The sequence below is a fragment of the Streptomyces sp. NBC_01335 genome (assembly GCF_035953295.1).
In the GTDB taxonomy this organism is placed as follows: Bacteria; Actinomycetota; Actinomycetes; order Streptomycetales; family Streptomycetaceae; genus Streptomyces.
Genome location: NZ_CP108370.1, coordinates 1,013,073 through 1,030,911, shown reverse-complemented (window position 1 = coordinate 1,030,911; position 17,839 = coordinate 1,013,073). Strand labels below are relative to the sequence as shown.

General features: G+C 71.9%; 12 protein-coding genes. 3 read left to right on the top strand and 9 right to left on the bottom strand.

What is annotated here, in order from left to right:
• Window positions 1–84: 84 nt before the first annotated feature.
• The 5 genes from OG599_RS04115 to OG599_RS04095 all read right to left on the bottom strand — a co-directional run bounded on the left by OG599_RS04115 (window position 85) and on the right by OG599_RS04095 (window position 5,699).
• A complete protein-coding gene (locus OG599_RS04115) occupies window positions 85–1,107 on the bottom strand; it encodes an ABC transporter ATP-binding protein (protein WP_327179915.1) in 1,023 nt (340 codons plus the stop codon).
• A 65-nt stretch (window positions 1,108–1,172) separates the two neighbouring features.
• The gene (locus OG599_RS04110) at window positions 1,173–2,291 is read right to left on the bottom strand and encodes an ABC transporter ATP-binding protein (RefSeq protein WP_327174568.1); all 1,119 of its coding nucleotides are present in this window, start codon (window positions 2,289–2,291) and stop codon (window positions 1,173–1,175) included.
• The gene (locus OG599_RS04105; RefSeq protein WP_442809375.1) at window positions 2,288–3,169 is read right to left on the bottom strand and encodes an ABC transporter permease; all 882 of its coding nucleotides are present in this window, start codon (window positions 3,167–3,169) and stop codon (window positions 2,288–2,290) included. Before OG599_RS04105 ends, OG599_RS04110 begins: the two co-directional genes overlap by 4 nt.
• Window positions 3,166–4,119, bottom strand: a complete 954-nt coding sequence (locus OG599_RS04100) for an ABC transporter permease (RefSeq protein ID WP_327174567.1) — start codon at window positions 4,117–4,119, stop codon at window positions 3,166–3,168. The genes OG599_RS04105 and OG599_RS04100 overlap by 4 nt, the downstream gene beginning before the upstream one ends.
• Window positions 4,116–5,699, bottom strand: coding sequence for an ABC transporter substrate-binding protein (locus tag OG599_RS04095; RefSeq protein WP_327174566.1), 1,584 nt, complete (start codon window positions 5,697–5,699; stop codon window positions 4,116–4,118). The genes OG599_RS04100 and OG599_RS04095 overlap by 4 nt, the downstream gene beginning before the upstream one ends.
• 372 nt (window positions 5,700–6,071) lie before the next feature.
• On the opposite strand from OG599_RS04095, the gene OG599_RS04090 reads away from it, so the two are divergent.
• Window positions 6,072–8,567 (top strand): glycoside hydrolase family 3 C-terminal domain-containing protein, encoded by a 2,496-nt coding sequence (locus tag OG599_RS04090; protein WP_327174565.1) that lies wholly within the window; start codon window positions 6,072–6,074, stop codon window positions 8,565–8,567.
• A gap of 33 nt (window positions 8,568–8,600) precedes the next feature.
• Window positions 8,601–9,641 carry a LacI family DNA-binding transcriptional regulator gene (locus tag OG599_RS04085; RefSeq protein WP_327174564.1) on the top strand — a complete coding sequence of 347 codons (1,041 nt, stop codon included), beginning with the start codon at window positions 8,601–8,603 and terminating at the stop codon, window positions 9,639–9,641.
• A gap of 314 nt (window positions 9,642–9,955) precedes the next feature.
• Here OG599_RS04085 and OG599_RS04080 read toward each other — a convergent pair whose 3' ends face one another.
• Both OG599_RS04080 and OG599_RS04075 read right to left on the bottom strand, forming a co-directional pair.
• Complete coding sequence (locus OG599_RS04080; RefSeq protein WP_327174563.1) at window positions 9,956–11,071, bottom strand: DUF1996 domain-containing protein; 1,116 nt, start codon at window positions 11,069–11,071, stop codon at window positions 9,956–9,958.
• Between the two features lie 88 nt (window positions 11,072–11,159).
• Window positions 11,160–13,343, bottom strand: coding sequence for a discoidin domain-containing protein (locus tag OG599_RS04075; protein WP_327174562.1), 2,184 nt, complete (start codon window positions 13,341–13,343; stop codon window positions 11,160–11,162).
• A 464-nt stretch (window positions 13,344–13,807) separates the two neighbouring features.
• On the opposite strand from OG599_RS04075, the gene OG599_RS04070 reads away from it, so the two are divergent.
• Window positions 13,808–14,653, top strand: a complete 846-nt coding sequence (locus OG599_RS04070; RefSeq protein WP_327174561.1) for a prephenate dehydratase — start codon at window positions 13,808–13,810, stop codon at window positions 14,651–14,653.
• A 65-nt stretch (window positions 14,654–14,718) separates the two neighbouring features.
• On the opposite strand, the gene OG599_RS04065 is transcribed toward OG599_RS04070, so the two are convergent.
• Both OG599_RS04065 and thpR read right to left on the bottom strand, forming a co-directional pair.
• Complete coding sequence (locus OG599_RS04065; RefSeq protein WP_327174560.1) at window positions 14,719–16,755, bottom strand: FHA domain-containing protein; 2,037 nt, start codon at window positions 16,753–16,755, stop codon at window positions 14,719–14,721.
• A 378-nt stretch (window positions 16,756–17,133) separates the two neighbouring features.
• Window positions 17,134–17,757, bottom strand: coding sequence for an RNA 2',3'-cyclic phosphodiesterase (gene thpR, locus OG599_RS04060; RefSeq protein ID WP_327174559.1), 624 nt, complete (start codon window positions 17,755–17,757; stop codon window positions 17,134–17,136).
• Between the last annotated feature and the right edge of the window lie 82 nt (window positions 17,758–17,839).

The following is a 17,839-nucleotide window of genomic DNA, read 5'->3' as shown; positions in this document are numbered from 1 at the left end:
GCGGCTCCTTGCTGCTGCATGCGGGTGCGCGTACGGATGCGGATGCGGTGTTCGAGTAGTGGTGCGCGGAGGATACGGGGGTGGCTACGGGGTCTCCGTGGCCGCCCCCGGGGCCGTCCCAGGAGCGGGTACGTCCGCGGCGGCGTCCGGGGACGTACCGTCGTCCGCGACCAGGTGGCAGGAGACCTGCCGGCCACCGGGGAGCTCGCGCAGCGCGGGCGCCTCCGTGCGGCACCGGTCGGTGGCCAGCGGGCACCGGGTGTGGAAGTGGCAGCCGGACGGCGGGTCGAGCGGGCTGGGGAGCTCGCCGTTCAGCACGATCCGCTTGCGCGAACGCTGGTCGACCGGGTCCGGTACGGGCGCCGCGGACAGCAGCGCCTGGGTGTACGGGTGCTTCGGCGAGGCGAACAGCTCGGCCGTCGGGGCCTGTTCGACGATCTTCCCCAGGTACATGACGGCGATGCGGTCCGCGAGGAACTCCACGGCCGCCAGGTCGTGGGTGATGAAGAGGCAGCCGAAGCCGCGGTCGCGCTGGAGGTCGGCCAGCAGGTTGAGCACCGAGGCCTGCACGGACACGTCGAGCGCCGAGGTCGGCTCGTCCGCCACCACCAGGTCGGGGTCGCAGGAGAGCGCGCGGGCGATGGAGATGCGCTGGCGCTGACCGCCGGAGAGCTCGTGCGGGTGCCGGTCGGCGTGCTCCGGGCGCAGCCCCACCTGGGCGAGGAGCTGCTCGACCCGGGTCCGTACCGCCTCGCCGCGTGCGATCCCGTGCAACCGCAGCGGCTCGCCGATGATCTGACCGATCGTCATACGCGGGTCCAGCGAGGACGACGGGTCCTGGAACACCAGGTGGAAGTCCTTGCGCAGCGGGCGCAGGGCACGGCGGGACATGTGGGTCACGTCGGTGCCGTTGATCTCGACCGTGCCGCCGGTCGGCTCGTCGAGGCGCACCGCGCAGCGGCCGACGGTCGACTTGCCACTGCCGGACTCGCCGACGAGGCCGACGACCTCACCGTGCCCGATGGTGATCGAGACACCGTCCACGGCCCGTACGGTACCGCCGCCGGACGCGCCGAAGTGCCGTTCCAAAGAGGTGATTTCGAGCACCGGGCGCTGCGGGCCCGAGGGGTCCCCGCCGCTCGCGCGGGGTGCGGGGACGGTCTGCGGAGTGGTCACTGTCCGGTCTCCTGGTCGGGGCGCGCGGCGCCGGCCGGCACGGGGGTGGAGGTCTCGTCCGCGGCGAAGGGGTGCCAGCAGGCCGCCCGGTGGGAGGCGTCCGTACCGTCGGAGAGGCCGTCGGAGAGGCCGACTGGGGGAGCGACGGGGGTGAAACCGGGCCGCTTGCCGGTGCAGGTGTCGTCGGCACGGGCGCACCGGGGCGCGAACGTGCAGGCGTCGGGCCGGGTGTCGAGGTTCGGCACCATGCCGGGGATCTCGGGCAGCCTGCGCTTGCCCTCGCCGCCGGGCCGGAGCACCGCGCCCAGCAGACCCCGGGAGTACGGGTGCCGGGCACCGGCGAACAGGTCGTGCACCGGTGCCTGTTCGGCCGGACGGCCGGCGTACATCACCAGCACGCGGTCGGCCGCGTCGGCCACCACGCCCAGGTCGTGGGTGACCAGGACGATCGCGGTGCCGAGGCGGTCGCGCAGCGACTGGAGCACATCCAGGATGCCCGCCTGCACGGTCACGTCGAGCGCGGTCGTCGGCTCGTCGGCGATCAGCACCGACGGGTCGCAGGCGACGGCGATGGCGATCATCACGCGCTGGCGCATGCCGCCGGAGAGCTGGTGCGGGTACTCGTCGACCCTGCGGTGCGGGGCGGGAATGCCCACCAGGGCCAGCAGTTCGACCGCGCGCGCCTTGGCTTCCTTGCGGCCCAGACCCTGGTGCCTGCGGATCACCTCACCGATCTGCCGGCCGATGGTGAGGACCGGGTTCAGCGAGGTCATCGGCTCCTGGAAGATCATCGCGAGGTCCTTGCCCCGGATCTTCTGGAGTTCCTTCTCGGGGGCGCCGACCAGCTCGCGGCCGTTCAGCCGGATCGAGCCGCCGATCCGCGCGGTGGGCGGCAGCAGACCCATGGTCGCCATCGACGTCACGGACTTCCCGCAGCCCGACTCGCCCACCAGCGCGAGGACTTCACCGCGCGCCAGGTCGAAGGAGACCCCGTCGACGGCGTGCACCGTGCGGTACTCCGAGGGGAAGGCGACGGTGAGATCGCGGACGCTCAGCACGGGTTCGCCGCCGGCGGGGCCGGTCTCCCGCGCGGGAGGGGTACGGGTCTCGGTCATCGGGTGCCTCCGCGGGGGTCGAGGACGTCACGCAGTCCGTCGCCGAGCAGGTTGAACGCCAGCGTCGCGGCGACGATGGCCAGACCCGGGAAGACGGCCAGCCACGGCGCGAGCGCGAGGAAGGACTGGGCGCCGGAGAGCATCACGCCGAGCGAGGGCGCGGGCGGCTGTACACCGAGGCCGAGAAAGCTGAGCAGCGCCTCGCTGATGATCGCGGCGGGGATGCCGACCGTGGCCTGCACGATGAGCGCCGAGGTGGCGTTGGGCAGGATGTGCCGGAACAGGACCGTGCCGTCGCCGCCGCCGTTGGCCACCGCCGCCGCGACGTAGTCGACGTGCTTCAGCCGCAGCGTCTCCGCCCGGGTGATGCGGATGACCGCGGGGATCTGCGAGATGCCGATGGCGATCGTGGCGTTGGTCAGCGACGGGCCGAGGATCGCGGCGAGGCCGACGGCCAGCACCAGGAACGGGAAGGCGAGCATCGTGTCGGTGATCCGGGAGACGACGCTGTCCGTGAGGCGCCCGTAGTAGCCGGCCGCGAGGCCCAGCGGGACGCCGATCAAGAAGGCGAGCACCACGGCGAGCAGTCCGACCTGCATGGACGCACGGGTCCCGTGGATGATCCGGGAGAGCTGGTCGCGCCCGAGGTCGTCGGTGCCCAGCCAGTGCGACCAGCTCGGCGCGTCCAGGACGTTGGTGAAGTCCGGCTGCGCGGGGTCGTACGGGGCGATCAGCGGCGCGAAGAGCGCCGTGAGGACGAAGACGGCGGCGATGATGCCGCCGATCAGGGCGAGGCGGTTCTTGCGCAGGGCGCGCAGCTTGCCGCCGCCCGCCTTCCGCACGGTGGCCTGCGCCGGGGTGGCGAGTGCGGTGGTCACTTGGCACCTCCGAGCCGGATGCGCGGGTCGATGACCGAATAGACCACGTCGACCAGCAGGTTGATGAGGATGTACGCGGCGGAGGTGCAGAGCACCACCGCCTGGAGCGTGGCGTAGTCGCGGGTGAAGACGGCGTCGATGGTGAGCTTGCCGAAGCCCGGCAGCACGAAGATCTGCTCGGTGACCACGGCTCCGGAGATCAGGTGGCCCAGCTGGAGGCCGAGCACGGTGACGACGGTGACCAGCGAGTTGCGCAGGGCGTGCCCACCGACGACCGCGCGGCGGGAGAGCCCCTTGGCGCGGGCGGTGCGGACGTAGTCCGCGGAGAGCGAGTCGAGCATCGCACCGCGGGTCTGGCGCATCACCACGGCGGCGAGGCCGGAACCGAGGACGATCGAGGGGAGCACCATCCGGCGCAGGTTGTCGAGCGGATCGGTGCCGAAGGGCACGTAACCGGAGGCGGAGAACACCGGGACGGCGATGGCGAATCCGAGCACCAGCACGATGCCGAGCCAGAAGGTCGGGATCGAAAGACCCACCAGGGCGATGGCGTTGGCCAGCCACTCCTCCGGCTTGCCGCGCCGGACGGCGGCGATCACGCCCGCGCCGATACCGATGACGATCGCCAGCAGCAGCGAGAGCGCGGCGAGTTCGAGGGTGACGGGGAGGGCCTGGCCGATGGCCTGGGAGACCGGAAGGCCGGTGCGCGACGAGGTGCCGAGGTCCCCGGTGAGGGCGTGCCCGATGAACCGGCCGTACTGGACCACGATGTTGTCGTTGAGGCCGTACGCCTCACGGATCGCGGCGAGCGCCTCGGGGCTGCGTTCCTCGCCGGCGAGGGCGAGGGCCGGGTCGCCGGGGAGCGCCCGGATACCGGCGAACACCACGATGCTCACGAGGATCAGGGTGATGAGCGACTGGCGCAGGCGCGTCAGCAGGAATTTCGTCAACGGATGTACCCCGCGTTCGTGACCCGGACCAGTCCGTCGCCGAAGACGCGGATGCCCGCGACGTCCTTGGAGGCGACGACGTAGTTCTTCTGCCGGTAGAGGTAGATCATGGAGTGGTCGTCCTGGACGCGCTTGGTGATCTCGTCGTAGATCTCGGTGCGCCGGGCCGGGTCGGAGATGGAGCGGCCCTCGTCGATCAGCTTGTCGAGGTCCGGGTCTCCGATGCCGTAGGCGTTCATGGCGCCCGCGGTCTTCAGGAAGTTGGAGACGTTGCCGTCCGGGTCGAGCCGGCCGGACCAGCCGCTGGTGAAGATGTCGTAGTCACCCTCGTCGGTCTCCGAGATCATGGTCGTGTACTCGGTGGGACGCAGGGAGAGTTCGAAGCCCGCCTCCTTGACCATGGCCTGGAGCACCTGGCCCACCCGGCCCTGTTCGGGGGTGGTGGAGGTCTTCAGCTCGACCTTGACCGGGAGCTTCACCCCGGCCTCCTTCAGCAGCTGCTTGGCCTTGGCGACATCGCGCTTGGGGCAGTCCTCGGGCTTGACCCCGGGGGCGATTCCGGACTGCGGGGAGATGGGGCCGCAGGCCGGTTCGTACATGCCCTGGAAGACCACGGTGTTGAGGAGGTCGCGGTCGATGGCGAGATCGAAGGCCTCGCGGACGCGTACGTCGGAGGCGAGCGGGGTGTCGATCTTCCCCGGCTTCTCGCCGAGACCGTTCACGTTCCCCACGTTGACGCCGATGCCCTGGAAACCCAGCGAGGGAGAGTTGAAGAGCTGGAGGTTCGGCTCGGTGAGGGCGCTCTGCACGTCGACCGGGCCCATCTGGTCGCCGATCTGGACGTCGCCCGAACGCAGGTTGGCGAGGCGGACGTTGCCGTCGGATATCGGCTTGTAGACGATCTTGTCGAGGTGGACCTTGTCCGCCGCGTAGTAGTTCGGGTCCTTCTCCAGCACGATCCGGTCGCCGCCGACCCGCTCGACGAAGCGGAACGCGCCGACGCACGACGGGTGGTTGGTGAAGTCCTTGCCGTACTTCTTCAGCGCGGTCGGGGACATCACCATCCCGGCCCGGTCGGCGAGGACGCCGGTGAGCGGTGTGTACGGGTGGTCGAGCGTGATCCGCACCGTGGACGAACCGACGGCCACGGCCTTCTTGACCGGGCCGAGCTCCGTGGCGCGCGCGGAACCGGGCAGGTCGCGGTGGCGCAGCAGGGAGGTGACCACGGCCGCCGCGTCGAGCGGGGTGCCGTCGCTGAACTTCGCGCCCTTGCGGATGGGCAGGGTGACGGTCAGTCCGTCCGCCGAGATCTCGGGGAGCGACGTGGCGAGCTGCGGCACCAGAGTGCCGTTCTCGTCGATGTCGTACAGCTTCTCGCACATGCCCGCGAAGACAGTGCGACCCACGAGGGTCTGGGCAAGGCTGGGGTCGAGTTTGTCCGGGTCGGAGTTGAGCGCGACGGTGAGCGTCCCGCCGTCACGTACGGGCCGCTCATCGGTTTTCCGTACGCCTCCGACCTCGGTTGCCGAGGACTGCAGCGACGTGCAGCCCGAGACGAGTGACACCAGCGCAACTGCCACGAAGGCAACCGCTTTTCGGCGCACGGGGGCCTACCTCCCACCTGGGGGTCATCAAGGAATATCGCAGACCGTATTTCGCATACAGTCAACAAGCAAGGTCGTTGTCCGCATCCCGGACACTTTCGGTGCAGAGGGCAACTTTGATGCGGGGGAATGTCCCTTATCGAGGCGGAATCGGGCAGTTGTGGTGGACGGTGCGGAGCGCGGGCCGGTGCGTTCCGCACCGTCCGCGTACGGTTGAGCCCTCGCGTCCCACCGCCAGAGGAAGTCCCGCCCTCACCCCGACCGTGCGTTGACACGCGCGAGGCTTTTGGCGATGCTCTCGGAGAGCGCTCTCCACGCCCTGCGGGGAGCCTCACGAGGGGGAACTCGGTGAAGCAGGAAGAGATCGACCGGCTGCTCGACACGCTCGACCCGCGCCAGAAGGTACGGCTGCTCACCGGAGCCACCACCTGGCGCACCGCCGACGAGCCCGCCGTGGGACTGCGCGGAATGACGATGTCCGACGGGCCGGCCGGGGTACGCGGGGAGAGCTGGGACGAGCGGAACACCTCCGCGCTGCTGCCGTCCGCCTCGGCCGTCGGCGCGATGTGGGACGAGGAGCTGGCCGAACGCCTGGGCGGCCTGCTCGCCGCCGAGGCGAAGCGCAAGGGCGTGGACGTCGTGCTGGCACCCACCCTCAACCTCCACCGGTCCCCGCTGAGCGGCCGCCACTTCGAGTGCTACTCCGAGGACCCCGAGCTGACCGCCCGTACCGGCGCCGCCCTGATCCGGGGCATCCAGGCGCGGGGCGTCGCCGCGACCGCCAAGCACTACGTCGCCAACGACTCCGAGACGGACCGCCTCACCGTCTCCGTCGACCTCGACGAGCGCACCCTGCGCGAGGTCTACCTCGTCCCCTTCGAAGCCGCCGTACGCGCCGCCGGGGTACGGGTGGTGATGTGCGGCTACAACGCGGTCGACGGCACCACCCTGGCCGAGAGCCCGCTGCTGGCACGGCCGCTCAAGGAGGAATGGGGCTTCGACGGCGTCCTCGTCTCCGACTGGGGCGCGGTGCGCTCCACCGTGCCCGCCGCCCTCGCCGCCCTGGACCTGGCGATGCCCGGCCCCGAGAGCCCCTGGGCCGACGGCCTCGTCCGGGCGATCGAGGACGGACACGTCCCCATGGCCGCGATCGACGACAAGGTGGGCCGGCTGCTGCGGCTCGCCGACCGGGTCGGCGCACTCGACCCCGGGACCCCGGCGATCGCGGTGGAGCCGGCCCAGCACCCTTCGCCCGCTGAGGACCCCCGGGTCCTGCTGCGCCGCGCGGTCGCGGCCGGATGCGTGCTCCTCGGCAACCGGGGCGTGCTGCCCCTGGACCCGGACTCGCTCACCTCCCTCGCGGTGATCGGGGCGCAGGCGGCGGACCCCCGGGTGCAGGGCGGCGGCAGCGCGGGCGTCCACCCCCGGCACGTCTCCACCCCGTTCGACGCACTCCGCGACGCGCTCGCCCCCACCACCCGGGTCGTGCACGCGCCCGGCCCCGCCCTGGGCGCACCCCCTTTCCTCGGCGGCCCCGGGTGCCACGACCCGCGCGACGGCCGGCCCGGCGCGCTGCTGCGGGTACTCGGCGCGGACGGCGCCGAACTGTACGCCGGACACCGGGAGTCCGGCCGCCAGATCGAACCCCCCTTGCCCCCCGGCGCGCACACCGTGGAGATCAGCGCCCGGCTGCTCCCCGGCACCGGCGGCACCTGGACCTTCGGCGTCGGGGGGTTCGGCCGGATGAGCCTCACCGTCGACGGGACGCCACTGGTCGACGGGGTGTTCCCGCGCGAGACCGACGACCCGGCCGTGGTGCACGTCAACCCGCCGAGCCAGTACGGCGAGACCGGACTCACGGCCGGACGGCCCGTGCTGGTCGTGGCCCGCCGCGAACTCGCCGACGGGACCGGCCGCGCCACCCTGGTGACGGCCGCGCCCCCGAGGCCCGACCGCGCGACCGCCCTGGCGGAGGCGGTGGACGCGGCCCGCGCGGCCGACGCGGCCGTCGTGTTCGTGGGCACCACGCAGGACAGCGAGTCGGAGGGCCACGACCGGACCACCCTCGCGCTCCCCGGCGACCAGGACGAACTCGTCCGCGCGGTGATCGCCGCCCAGCCCCGCACCGTCGTCGTCGTCAACTCCGGCGGCCCGGTGGAGATGCCGTGGCGGGACGCGGCCCCCGCCGTCCTGCTGACCTGGTTCCCGGGGCAGGAGGCGGGGACCGGGCTGGCCGACGTCCTGTTCGGCGCCGCCGAACCGGGCGGCCGGCTGCCGACCACCTGGCCCGCCACCCTCGCCGACGCCCCGGTCCGCGCGGTCCGGCCGGTGGACGGCGTGCTGCGGTACGCCGAGGGCCCCCACATCGGCCACCGGGCGTGGCTGCGCGAACACCGCACGCCCGCCTACTGGTTCGGCCACGGGCTCGGGTACACGACCTGGGAGTACGAGAACGCGTCCGTGGCCGGGGAGACGGAAGCGGCCGACGAGGAGACGGCCTTCACGGTCTCCGTACGGCTCCGCAACACCGGCGGCCGACGGGGCCGGGAGGTCGTGCAGGTGTACCTCGCCAGGCCCGGCTCGGCGGTGGAACGCCCCGTACGGTGGCTGGCCGGATACGCCTCGGTCGAAGCCGGCCCCGGCGAGACCGTCACCGCCGCCGTACGCGTACCGCACCGCGCCCTGCACCACTGGTCCCCGCAGAAGACGGAGTGGCTCACCGAGCCGGGCACGTACGAGGTGTACGCGGGACCGTCCGCCGGACGACTGCCCCTGGCCGCCACCGTGGAGGTCCCCCGCACGGCGGACGGGGACCCCGTCGGAGAGCGCTTCCCGTACCGCTGACGGGCGTTCGCGGACCGCCGGTAGGGTACCGGCATGACCAGACGCGCCCCCAGGCTCGAAGACGTCGCGCGGGAGGCGGGCGTCTCCCGCGCCACCGTGTCCCGCGTGGTCAACGGCATCCGCAACGTCGACCCGGCCATCCAGGACGCGGTACGGGACGCCATCGCGCGGACCGGCTACGCACCCAACGGCGCCGCCCGGGCCCTGGTGACCCGGCGCGCCCGGACCCTCGCCCTCGTGGTCTCCGGCGCCGGGGACGACTCCGAGGACGGCCAGAACCTCTTCGCCTCCCAGGCGCTCGCCGACCCGTTCTTCGGACGGGTCGTCAGCGGGGTCGTCGGCTTCCTGCGGCCCCGGTCGATGTACCCGGTGCTGATGTTCGCGGAGACGGACGCCGCCCGGCACGACGTGGTGGAGTACCTCCGGCAGGGCCGGGCGGACGGCGCGCTGATCTTCTCCACGCACGCCGAGGACCCGCTGCCCGCCCTGCTGGCGGCCGAGCGGCTGCCCTGCGTGCTCTTCGCCCGCCCCGGGGTCCCCGCCCCCGTGACCTACGTGGACCTGGCGCACCGGGACGGCGCCCGGCTTGCCGCCGAACACCTGCTGGCCAGGGGGTGCCGCCGCGTCGCCACCATCACCGGACCGCTGGACCTGCCGGCCGCCCAGGACCGGCTGGCCGGGTTCCGCGAGACGATGGAGCGCCACGGCCATCCGTACGTACCCGTCGCCGAAGGCGGGTTCACCGCCGACAGCGGGGCGGCCGCGCTCCGCCGACTGCTGCGCGAACACCCCGCCATCGACGGGGTTTTCGCCGCCAACGACGTGATGGCGCGAGGCGTCTGCGAGGCCCTGCGGGAGCTCGGCCGGCGCGTCCCCGAGGACGTGGCGGTCGTCGGGTTCGACGACTCCAGCGCCGCGCTCGCCGCCGAACCACCGCTCACCACGGTCCGGCAGCCGATGGAGGAGATGGCGGCACGGATGGCGAGCCTGCTCCAGGAGGAGATCGAGGGCACGCGGACCGAGCCCACCGCCGTCATCTTCGACCCCGAACTCGTGGTGCGCGCCTCCGCCTGAGCCGGCGCGGGGAGACGGGGCCGGTCGAGGCAAGGGCGATCAGGGCCGGTCGAGGCAGGGGCGGTCAGGAAGCGTTCGCGCAGCGCCGGACCGGTGTGGTTGTGACTGCCCGTCCACATGACGCGCTGGACCGTGCCGTCGTACTTGCCGTCGTACCTGCCATCGACGAGAGGGCAAGCCGATGAGGGCCGTCCCGGCAGCAGCCGGGGCGGCCCTCACGGGGTGCGGGCGTGGGCCCGCCTTGACCCTGTCCGTCCCGCAGCGGGGCGGAAGCGGGACGGACCGGGAGCTTACGGGGTGGAGGCGGCGCGCTCCTACGGCAGGCGGTAGTCCGCGTTCAGCGCGGCACCGGCCTCGGGGTGGTTCTGGTCCCAGCCGCGGGCGTCGCACTGCAGTCCACCGACGATGCAGTGGTCGACCATCGCCTTGAGCGTCGGCTCGTTCCACGCGTTGAAGAAGTCGTAGTGGAACGAGTAGCCGCGCCCGCTCGCCAGCCTGACCTGCGACATGTCCCCGCTGACGGGGAACGCCATCTTGAACTCGACCATCGGCAGCGCCACCGGGTGGTCGGCCGGGCAGACGTTGTCGTTGGTGCCGGGCTTCACGACCGGATACGCCATGTGGGCCTGGTGGTTCGGCGTGTCCAGGTGCAGACCGTCCCAGCAACTGGGCGCCTGCATACGGATATTGAGCTGACTACCCGCAGGGCAGGTGGCCGGGAAGTCGATGTTCCCGAAGGACTCCCCGCACTCCCAGCCCTCCACCCAGCCCTTGAGCGCGCGGAACTGCTCCGCGCTCTGCAACGGACTGCCGACGACGTAGCGCAGCCCCTTGGGGAAGGGACGGACGCTGGTGTAGTCGGTGACACCCGCCTTGTAGTAGATGACCTGCTGACCGATCGGGAGGATCTTGGTGTCGCCCTTGAAGAGGGACGGCATCCAGTACGCCGAGGAGTCGCCGGGCACCTTGCAGGTGGTGTTGCCGCCGTACAGCGAGGCGGTCACGGACTGGGCGTTGGTCGTCGTGTTGCCCATGAAGGTGTGGTCGTGGGACGCGCCGGCCTGACCGGGGAAGACGATCGGGTCGTCCGGCGCGGTGTGGGTGACCGAACAGTTGGCCTGGAACTCGTGGAAGTAGCGGGGCGTGGGCGTGGCCCACGACGGGGTCACGCCGGTGACGGGCGGGACAGCGGGGATGTAGCCGTCGCCGTCCACGTCGTCGGCCGAAGCGGCCGAGGCCGCCGCGGCGACGTGGCCCATGTGGGGCGAGACCGCCGTGCCCGCGTCGGCCACGGCGCTGGTGGACGCCGCGCCGGACGGGAGCGCGCTCAGGGTCGAACCGACGCCGAGGACGGTGGCGGCCAGGGCCGTGCCGACCAGGATCGCCGAGAGCCGTCTCGCGGCGCCCTTCTTGCTCGTGGTGCCTTTCATGGAGTGCCTCTCCGCTGGAGGGGGTGGGATGCCGCCGGTACCGGTCCGGCACCGGCGGCACGGAGGAGGGGGCGGGCAGCGCCGTCCGTCAGGCGTACACGCCGATCTCGTGGAGCGAGTAGCCCCAGCCGGTACCCCGGGTCTTCAGGGTGAGCCGGACGTGGCGGGCGGTCTGCCCGAGGGCGATGGTGTCGATGTCACCGTTGCCGGTGGTGGTCGTGTACACGGTGCGCCAGGTGGACCCGTCGTCGGAGAGCTGCACCTCGTACGAGGAGGCGAAGGCCGGGTCCCACTGGAGCTGGAGCGTCCGCAGGGCGGTGGCGGCACCCAGGTCGACCTGGATGGACTGCGGGTCGCTCCAGTCGCTGGCCCACCGGGTGTCCGGGTTGCCGTCGGTCGCGTTGGCGGGGGTGCAGGGGCAGTCGCCGTACGAGGCCTGGAAGGAAGAGGCCGTGGTCGGCTTGTTCAGCGCCACGTTGGTGCCGACGACGGGCGGCGCCACCACCTTCACCGACTTCGTCTCGAAGCCCGCGTTCCCGTGGCCGTCCTCCGCGCGGATGTAGACCTTCCAGACACCCAGCTTCTCGGGCGCCGTCACGGCGAAGGTGCCGTTGCCGGTGGACCGCCACGCGGCCTCCACCAGCCCCTTGTCGCCGTTGGCGTAGTTCCCGCTGAGGAAGATCTTGTACGTCACCGGATCGTTGTCCGGGTCGCGGACGTCGGCCCGTACGGTGAACTCCTTGCCGGCCGGCGCCGCCGAGGCCGGCGAGACGGTCATGTTGCTGATCACCGGCGGCGTGTTGTCCCCGGCGGTCGAACCGGCGTACGCCTGCTTCACCGCGTAGTACGAGAGCCGCTTGAACCCGCCGGGCAGCAGGTTGAACCAGATCCCGCCGAAGTCGTGCTCGGTGCCGTAGTGGAACATCGTGGCGCCGAGCGCCACACCCCGGTGGGCGGTGACGCAGTTCCACGCGTTGGTGTACCCCGCGGCGGTCTGCACGTCGGTCTTCTGCTCGGGGATGCCGTTCGCGTCGTTCGCGACCTCCCACTCACCGGCCGGGCCCGTCTCGGTGATGATGTAGGGCTTGGTGTAGCCGCCCGCCACCCAGTCCCGCTGCACGTTGCAGACGTCGCCGTACGAGTTCATCGCGTACAGGTCGAGGTCGGGCGCGTTGCGCTTGTAGTACGGCCAGGCGCCCGTCCACGCGTCGGTGGAGGTCACCGGGTGGTCCGGGTCGATCGAGTGGATCTTCTTGGCCACGTCGTTGACGAAGGTGGTGTACGCGTTGCGCTGCGCTTCCAACTCCGTACCGCTGTAGCAGTTCTGGAGCCCGAGGACCGACTCGTTGCCGACGTTCCACATCAGGGTCGCGGGGTGCGACTTGTACGCGTCCACCCACTTGGCGAACTCCGCCAGGGAGTTGTTCTTGTAGGTGGTGTCCGTGACGTAGTTGACGCAGCCGCCGCTGCCCGGGCCGCCGCCGGGCTGCAGCCAGAAGCCGTTGATGATGCGGATGCCGTTGGCCGCCGCCGCGTCGAGCAGCGGCTTGGTCGAACCGTCCGTGCCCCAGGTGCGGATGGTGTTGACGCCCATGGACTTCACGTCCGGCAGGTACTTCGGGGAGTCGGCGACGGACGGGCCCCAGGTCAGGCCCTTCACGGTGTACGGCTGACCGCCCACCTGCAACTGCCAGTTGCCCTGCGAGCCGGTCACCTTCACGGCGCCGCCGGTGGCCGGCGGGGGAGTGGTGCCGGTGGTGCCGTAGACCTGGAACTCCCAGAGGGAGTAGCCGTATCCGCCGGACCGCTGGGTGCCGAGCATCCGTACGTACCGGCCGGAGCCGGAGAGGGCGAGGTCGTCCGTGCCGCCGTCGCCCTGGGTGACCGTACGCAGGCTCCGCCAGTCGGTGCCGTTGTCGGACGCCTGGATCTCGTACGACTTGCCGTAGGCGCCCTCCCAGGTCAGGACGGCCCGGCTGAGGCTGGCGGTGGCGCCGAGGTCGATCTGGATCCACTGCGGATCGCTCCACTGGCTCGCCCACCGGGTGCCCGTGAGGTTGCCGTCGACGGCCGCGGCGGCGGAGTAGCCGTCACCCTCCTGCGACGAGGCGGTGGCGGTCCGGCCCTGGGACAGCAGAGTGTCGGCGGCCGTGGCGCCCGGCGCCGCGAGAAGCGTGAGCGAGGACGCGACGAGGGCGCCGAGGGCGGTGAGGGAGACAAGTCGGCGACCGGCTCGCGGGCGGCCGAGGACAGCGTGAGGTGGTCTGAACACGTGGGCTCCTGGCGGGTGCTGAGAGGAGGCCGGCTTCCCGTAGCCGGCCTTGGAGAGCGCTCTCCCGAGAGTGTCGCGGGGGCGTGCCCCTGTCAATGAGGTGGGCGAGACCTCTGTGCTCGCCTTCGGTTTCGTGCTGGTCGGTTCCGGTATTTCCGCCGGATCGGGTGGGGTTGGCAGGGGTCGCGCGGAGTCGGCGGGGATGGTGGGGAGTTGGCCGGATGGGCTCCGAATTGGCCGGATCTCAGAAAAATTGGTCCGAGTGGCACGGAGTCGGAGGAGCCCGGCGCGGCGGCCGTACGGACGTTCCCGCGCCCGGGCCGCGCCCGCCCCGGCCCGGACACGGCTTCCCCGCACCCGGTGTGCCCGGACCGGGCCCGTACTTTGATACTGCTTACATGCGGTCACGCGGAGGGACCTCCGCCACCCGCGACAGAAGGCTCCACGGTGGAAGGCAAAACAAGGTGACGATCGTCGCATATCAGGGGGAACCGGGCTCCAACTCGGCGACCGCCGCCCACGCGTTGTTCCCGGGCTGCGGTGAACTGCCCTGCACGGGCTTCGAGCAGGCGCTGGACGCGGTGACGCTCGGCAACGCCGACGTCGCGGTGATCCCGGTGGACAACTCCGCCGCGGGACGCGTCGCCGACGTGCACCATCTGCTGCCCGAGTCGGGCCTGTTCATCGTCGCGGAGCACTTCCTCCCGATCCGCTTCGACCTGATGGGCGTCCCGGGCGCCTCGCTCGGTCAGGTGGAATGCGTACGCAGTCACGTGCACGCGCTCGGCCAGTGCCGGAAGCTGCTGCGCGAGGGCGGCTGGCGCACCCACGTCAGCGACGACACCGCCGGCTCGGCCCGCGAGGTGGCGGAGCTGGGCGACCCCCGGCACGCCGCCCTCGCCCCGCCCGCCGCGGCGGAGCTGTACGGGCTGGACGTGCTGCGCCCCGAGGTCGAGGACGACCCCGAGAACACCACCCGCTTCGTGGTGCTCTCCCGCGACTCGGGCCCCTGGCCGGACCCGGACGGCACCACGATGACCAGCCTGTTCTTCTGTGTGCGCAACATTCCCAGCGCGCTCTTCAAGGCGCTCGGCGGATTCGCCACCAGCGGCGTGAACCTCACCAAGATCGAGAGCTACCAGATGAGCGCGGGCCTCAGCCCCAGCCGCTTCTACGTGGAGATCGAGGGCCACCCCGACGAGCCGCACGTCGCCCTCGCCGTGAACGAACTGCGGTTCTTCTCCTCCGAGGTGCGGGTGCTCGGGGTCTACCCCTCCCACGCCCACCGGCTGCGCGGACGCACCGCCTGACACGGCGACGCCCCGCCCACCGGTGCCCGACGGACACCGGCAGAGCGCGCAGGTGAGCCGGGCCCCTACTGGACGCCGGCCGAGGGCAGCCCCCGGGGATCGGCGGCGCGGGCACCGGCGGGGAGGGGGCCGGCCGGAGGCGGACCCGCCTGATACGCGCCTGCCGGCTGCGGACCGTCGGGCCGGGGGACGTACACCGGCGAGTCCGACTGGTAGAAGAGGTCGATGTCGGCCTCCTCCCCACCGACGATCAGGGTGTCCCAGGCCCCGCTCTCCTGGAGGGTGCGCAGGGTGGCCGGGGCGACCGAGGCCAGGTGGGAGCGGAGCTGCTCCACGGAGGGCATGCCGGGCAGCCGGGGAGCGAGGCGGTCACGGATCGCCGCCATGCGGTCCAGCAGCTCGTCGAGATCGTTCCGCCCGGGCGCCCGGCCCGCCTCCCTCCCGTCTCCCTGCCCGGTGTCCCGTCCGGTGTCCCGCCCGGTGTCCCGCCCGGCTTCCGTGCTGCGGGCGATGATGTCCTTGATGGCACGGGTGACGCCCTGCTCGTCGGTGGTCACCATGGCGTTCCAGGCCCGGCTCTTGTGCCGGTACTGCAGCATGGACATCGCCGCCTCGTGCCGGATGAAGTCCGCGTCGCGCAACGGCTTCCCCCGCCAGGCGCGGCTGAGCGACCGCGCGAGGGAAGTAGCCGACGCGAGACCGCTGTTGAGGCCTCGGCCGGGCCAGAAGTGGATGGCGTTGGCGGCATCGCCCAGCAGGAAGCCGTACGTCCCCGGGGTCGTCGCGGTCGGGCGGCTGAGCTGGGCCGTGAACCGGGGGCGCTGCACCATGTCCAGCCGGAAGGACGTGATCGCGGAGAGATCGTCCTCGGCCACCCCGAACAGGTTCAGGCCCTGCCGGATCTCCTTCCACAGGGGCGAACTGCGCAGCAGGGCGGGCAGGAAGAGCGTCCCGTGCGTCGAGCAGCGGAACTCGTTGTCCTCCTCGCGGTTCATCAGGCAGGGACGCGCCGCGATGCACTCCTCGAAGACCTGGCGGACCGGGTCGATGCCGATCACGCCCTTGGCCTCCTCGCGGGTGAGCCGCATGTTCAGGAAACCCTCGCCCCTCAGCGAGTTGAGCAGGAACCGGTTCTGCGACACGGTCAGCAGCACACTCATCGGGTCCGACAGCCGCGACTTGACCCGCAGCCCCAGCACCACGTCCTGGAGGTGCTCGCCGTCGAGGGAGTAGATGGACGAGTCGGCCGTACCGAAACGGTCCGCGAAGTGGTCGCGGGTGCGGGAGCGCCCGCCCTCCCCGATCACCAGGACATGCTCCTGGGCGAGCCGGCTCCGCCGCTCCACCGGGTCGAAGCGGTGCGGTACGAGCTGGATCGCCGGACGCGTGTTCGCCAGCGCGAGGAGCCGGTCCTCGATGTAGGCGATCCGGATGTTGCGGGGCGGGCGGCCGTCGACGGAGTCCGGCCCCACCGGCCACATCTCCGAGTACGCGGTGTCGTCGCCGAACAGTGCCGCGCGCACCTCCTCGGAGAGCGCGAGGTACTGCCGGCTCTGGACCGTGACGACCTGCTGGCGGCGGACGTTGCCCTGGGACTCGTCCTTCCAGACGACCTCGGAACCCTTGCGGGTCCACCGCCCGTCGTAGACGGTGATCGCCACCCTCCCGCTCAGCGCCTCCTCCAGCGCCAGTGCGAAGGCGAGCCCCACCGGACCGCCGCCGGTGACCGTGACCCGCAGGATGCCGGGGTTCGCCGCCGCGTTCAGCCGGGGGAGATGCAGCTGGGAGAGGTCGATGACCGTCTCCATGACGTCCTGCGCCTCGAAGAGGAAGGTTTCGTCACCGATGCGCACGCAGTCGTTCGGGCGCAGCACGTGGCGGGTGACGCGCTGGTCGTTGACGAACGTGCCGTTCCTGCTGTCGCGGTCGTGGAGGACGTAGACGCCGTCCTCCCTGACGATCTCGGCGTGCAGACGGGAGGCGCTGGGGCTCACGATCACGACCCCGTTGTCACCCTTGCGCCCGAACGTCAGGGGCGCGGCCCCCAGCACCACGCTCTGGCCGGCGAAGGGGCCCGTACGGCCCACGATGACTGATGGCATTGCACACTCCTTGTGAACGACGCCCATCCCCAACAGGCCGCCCCGCGCCGCCGATCCGGCCCGCGAGCGGTCCCGTACCCCCGTACTGACGAGCCCGGCGGGGTTCGGCGCTTCCCGCACGCCGTGCCCGCCGCCCACACCGTTCACAACGGTCTCGCCCGTCCTGTTCCCCACTGCTGACACACCATCAACATCCGGTGTCACAGGCTGCGTTGACCGGTCACCGGCGAGCGTTCGAAGTCTACGGGACCGCCCCGGGCGCCGCTTCGAAGTGGCGAAGGTGACCCGGGCGCACGGGGGCACCGGCGCGCGGGGGCACCGGCCTACGGAGGCACCGGCGCCGGGGCGTGCGTCGGACGGTGCGTCGGGCGGTGTGCGTCAGACGGTGTGCGGGCCCGGCGTCCCCGCCGTCTCCGCCGCCCGCCCGTCGCCCAGGGGCCATGCCTCGATGTCGCGGTAGTGGATCGGCCCGCTGCTGCGGCCCACGTTGCTGCCGACCAGATGCAGACGGGCCGCGAGCCACTCGCCGCCGCTGAACCCGGCGAGCCCCGCCGCGATCTCGCCCGCCGAGGTCAGGTCGCCCCGACGGGCGCGGGCCAGGGTCAGATGGGGACGGAAGATCCGCTCCACGAAGTCGACACCGTGCTCCCGGACAGCCGTCCGCACGTCGGCGGCGAGCCCGTGCAGCTCGTCGAGATCCCCGCCGATCCCGCTCCACAGCACCCGGTCGTCGAAGCTCCCGCTGCCCCGCAGCGCCAGCCGGGGCGCCCGGTGGGCCGCCGCGAGGCCCGCGAGGAGCGGGCGCAGCGCAGGAACCGTCTCCACCGGGAGCTCACCGAGGAACGCCAGGGTGATGTGCCAGTCCTCGACGCGGTTCCACCGCATCCGCGGATGCGTGCCGTAGGCGGGGCGCAGCTCCCGGGCGAGCTCCTCCTTGGCGTGGTCGGGCGGGGCGAGGGCGATGAACACGCGAACGGTCGCGGGTCGGGTCTCTTCGTTCACATACGACTTCGTACCGCATCCGGCCGACCGCGCTTCGGCCGGGGGCGGGGACGGCACCGGCGTGCACGAGGACGGATGGGCT

Excerpts from the sequence above, each read along its gene's own strand:
- OG599_RS04080 (WP_327174563.1), bottom strand. The coding sequence starts at position 11,071 with ATGAAAGGCACCACGAGCAAGAAGGGCGCCGCGAGACGGCTCTCGGCG.
- OG599_RS04085 (WP_327174564.1), top strand. The coding sequence starts at position 8,601 with ATGACCAGACGCGCCCCCAGGCTCGAAGACGTCGCGCGGGAGGCGGGC.
- OG599_RS04110 (WP_327174568.1), bottom strand. The coding sequence starts at position 2,291 with ATGACCGAGACCCGTACCCCTCCCGCGCGGGAGACCGGCCCCGCCGGC.
- OG599_RS04065 (WP_327174560.1), bottom strand. The coding sequence starts at position 16,755 with ATGCCATCAGTCATCGTGGGCCGTACGGGCCCCTTCGCCGGCCAGAGC.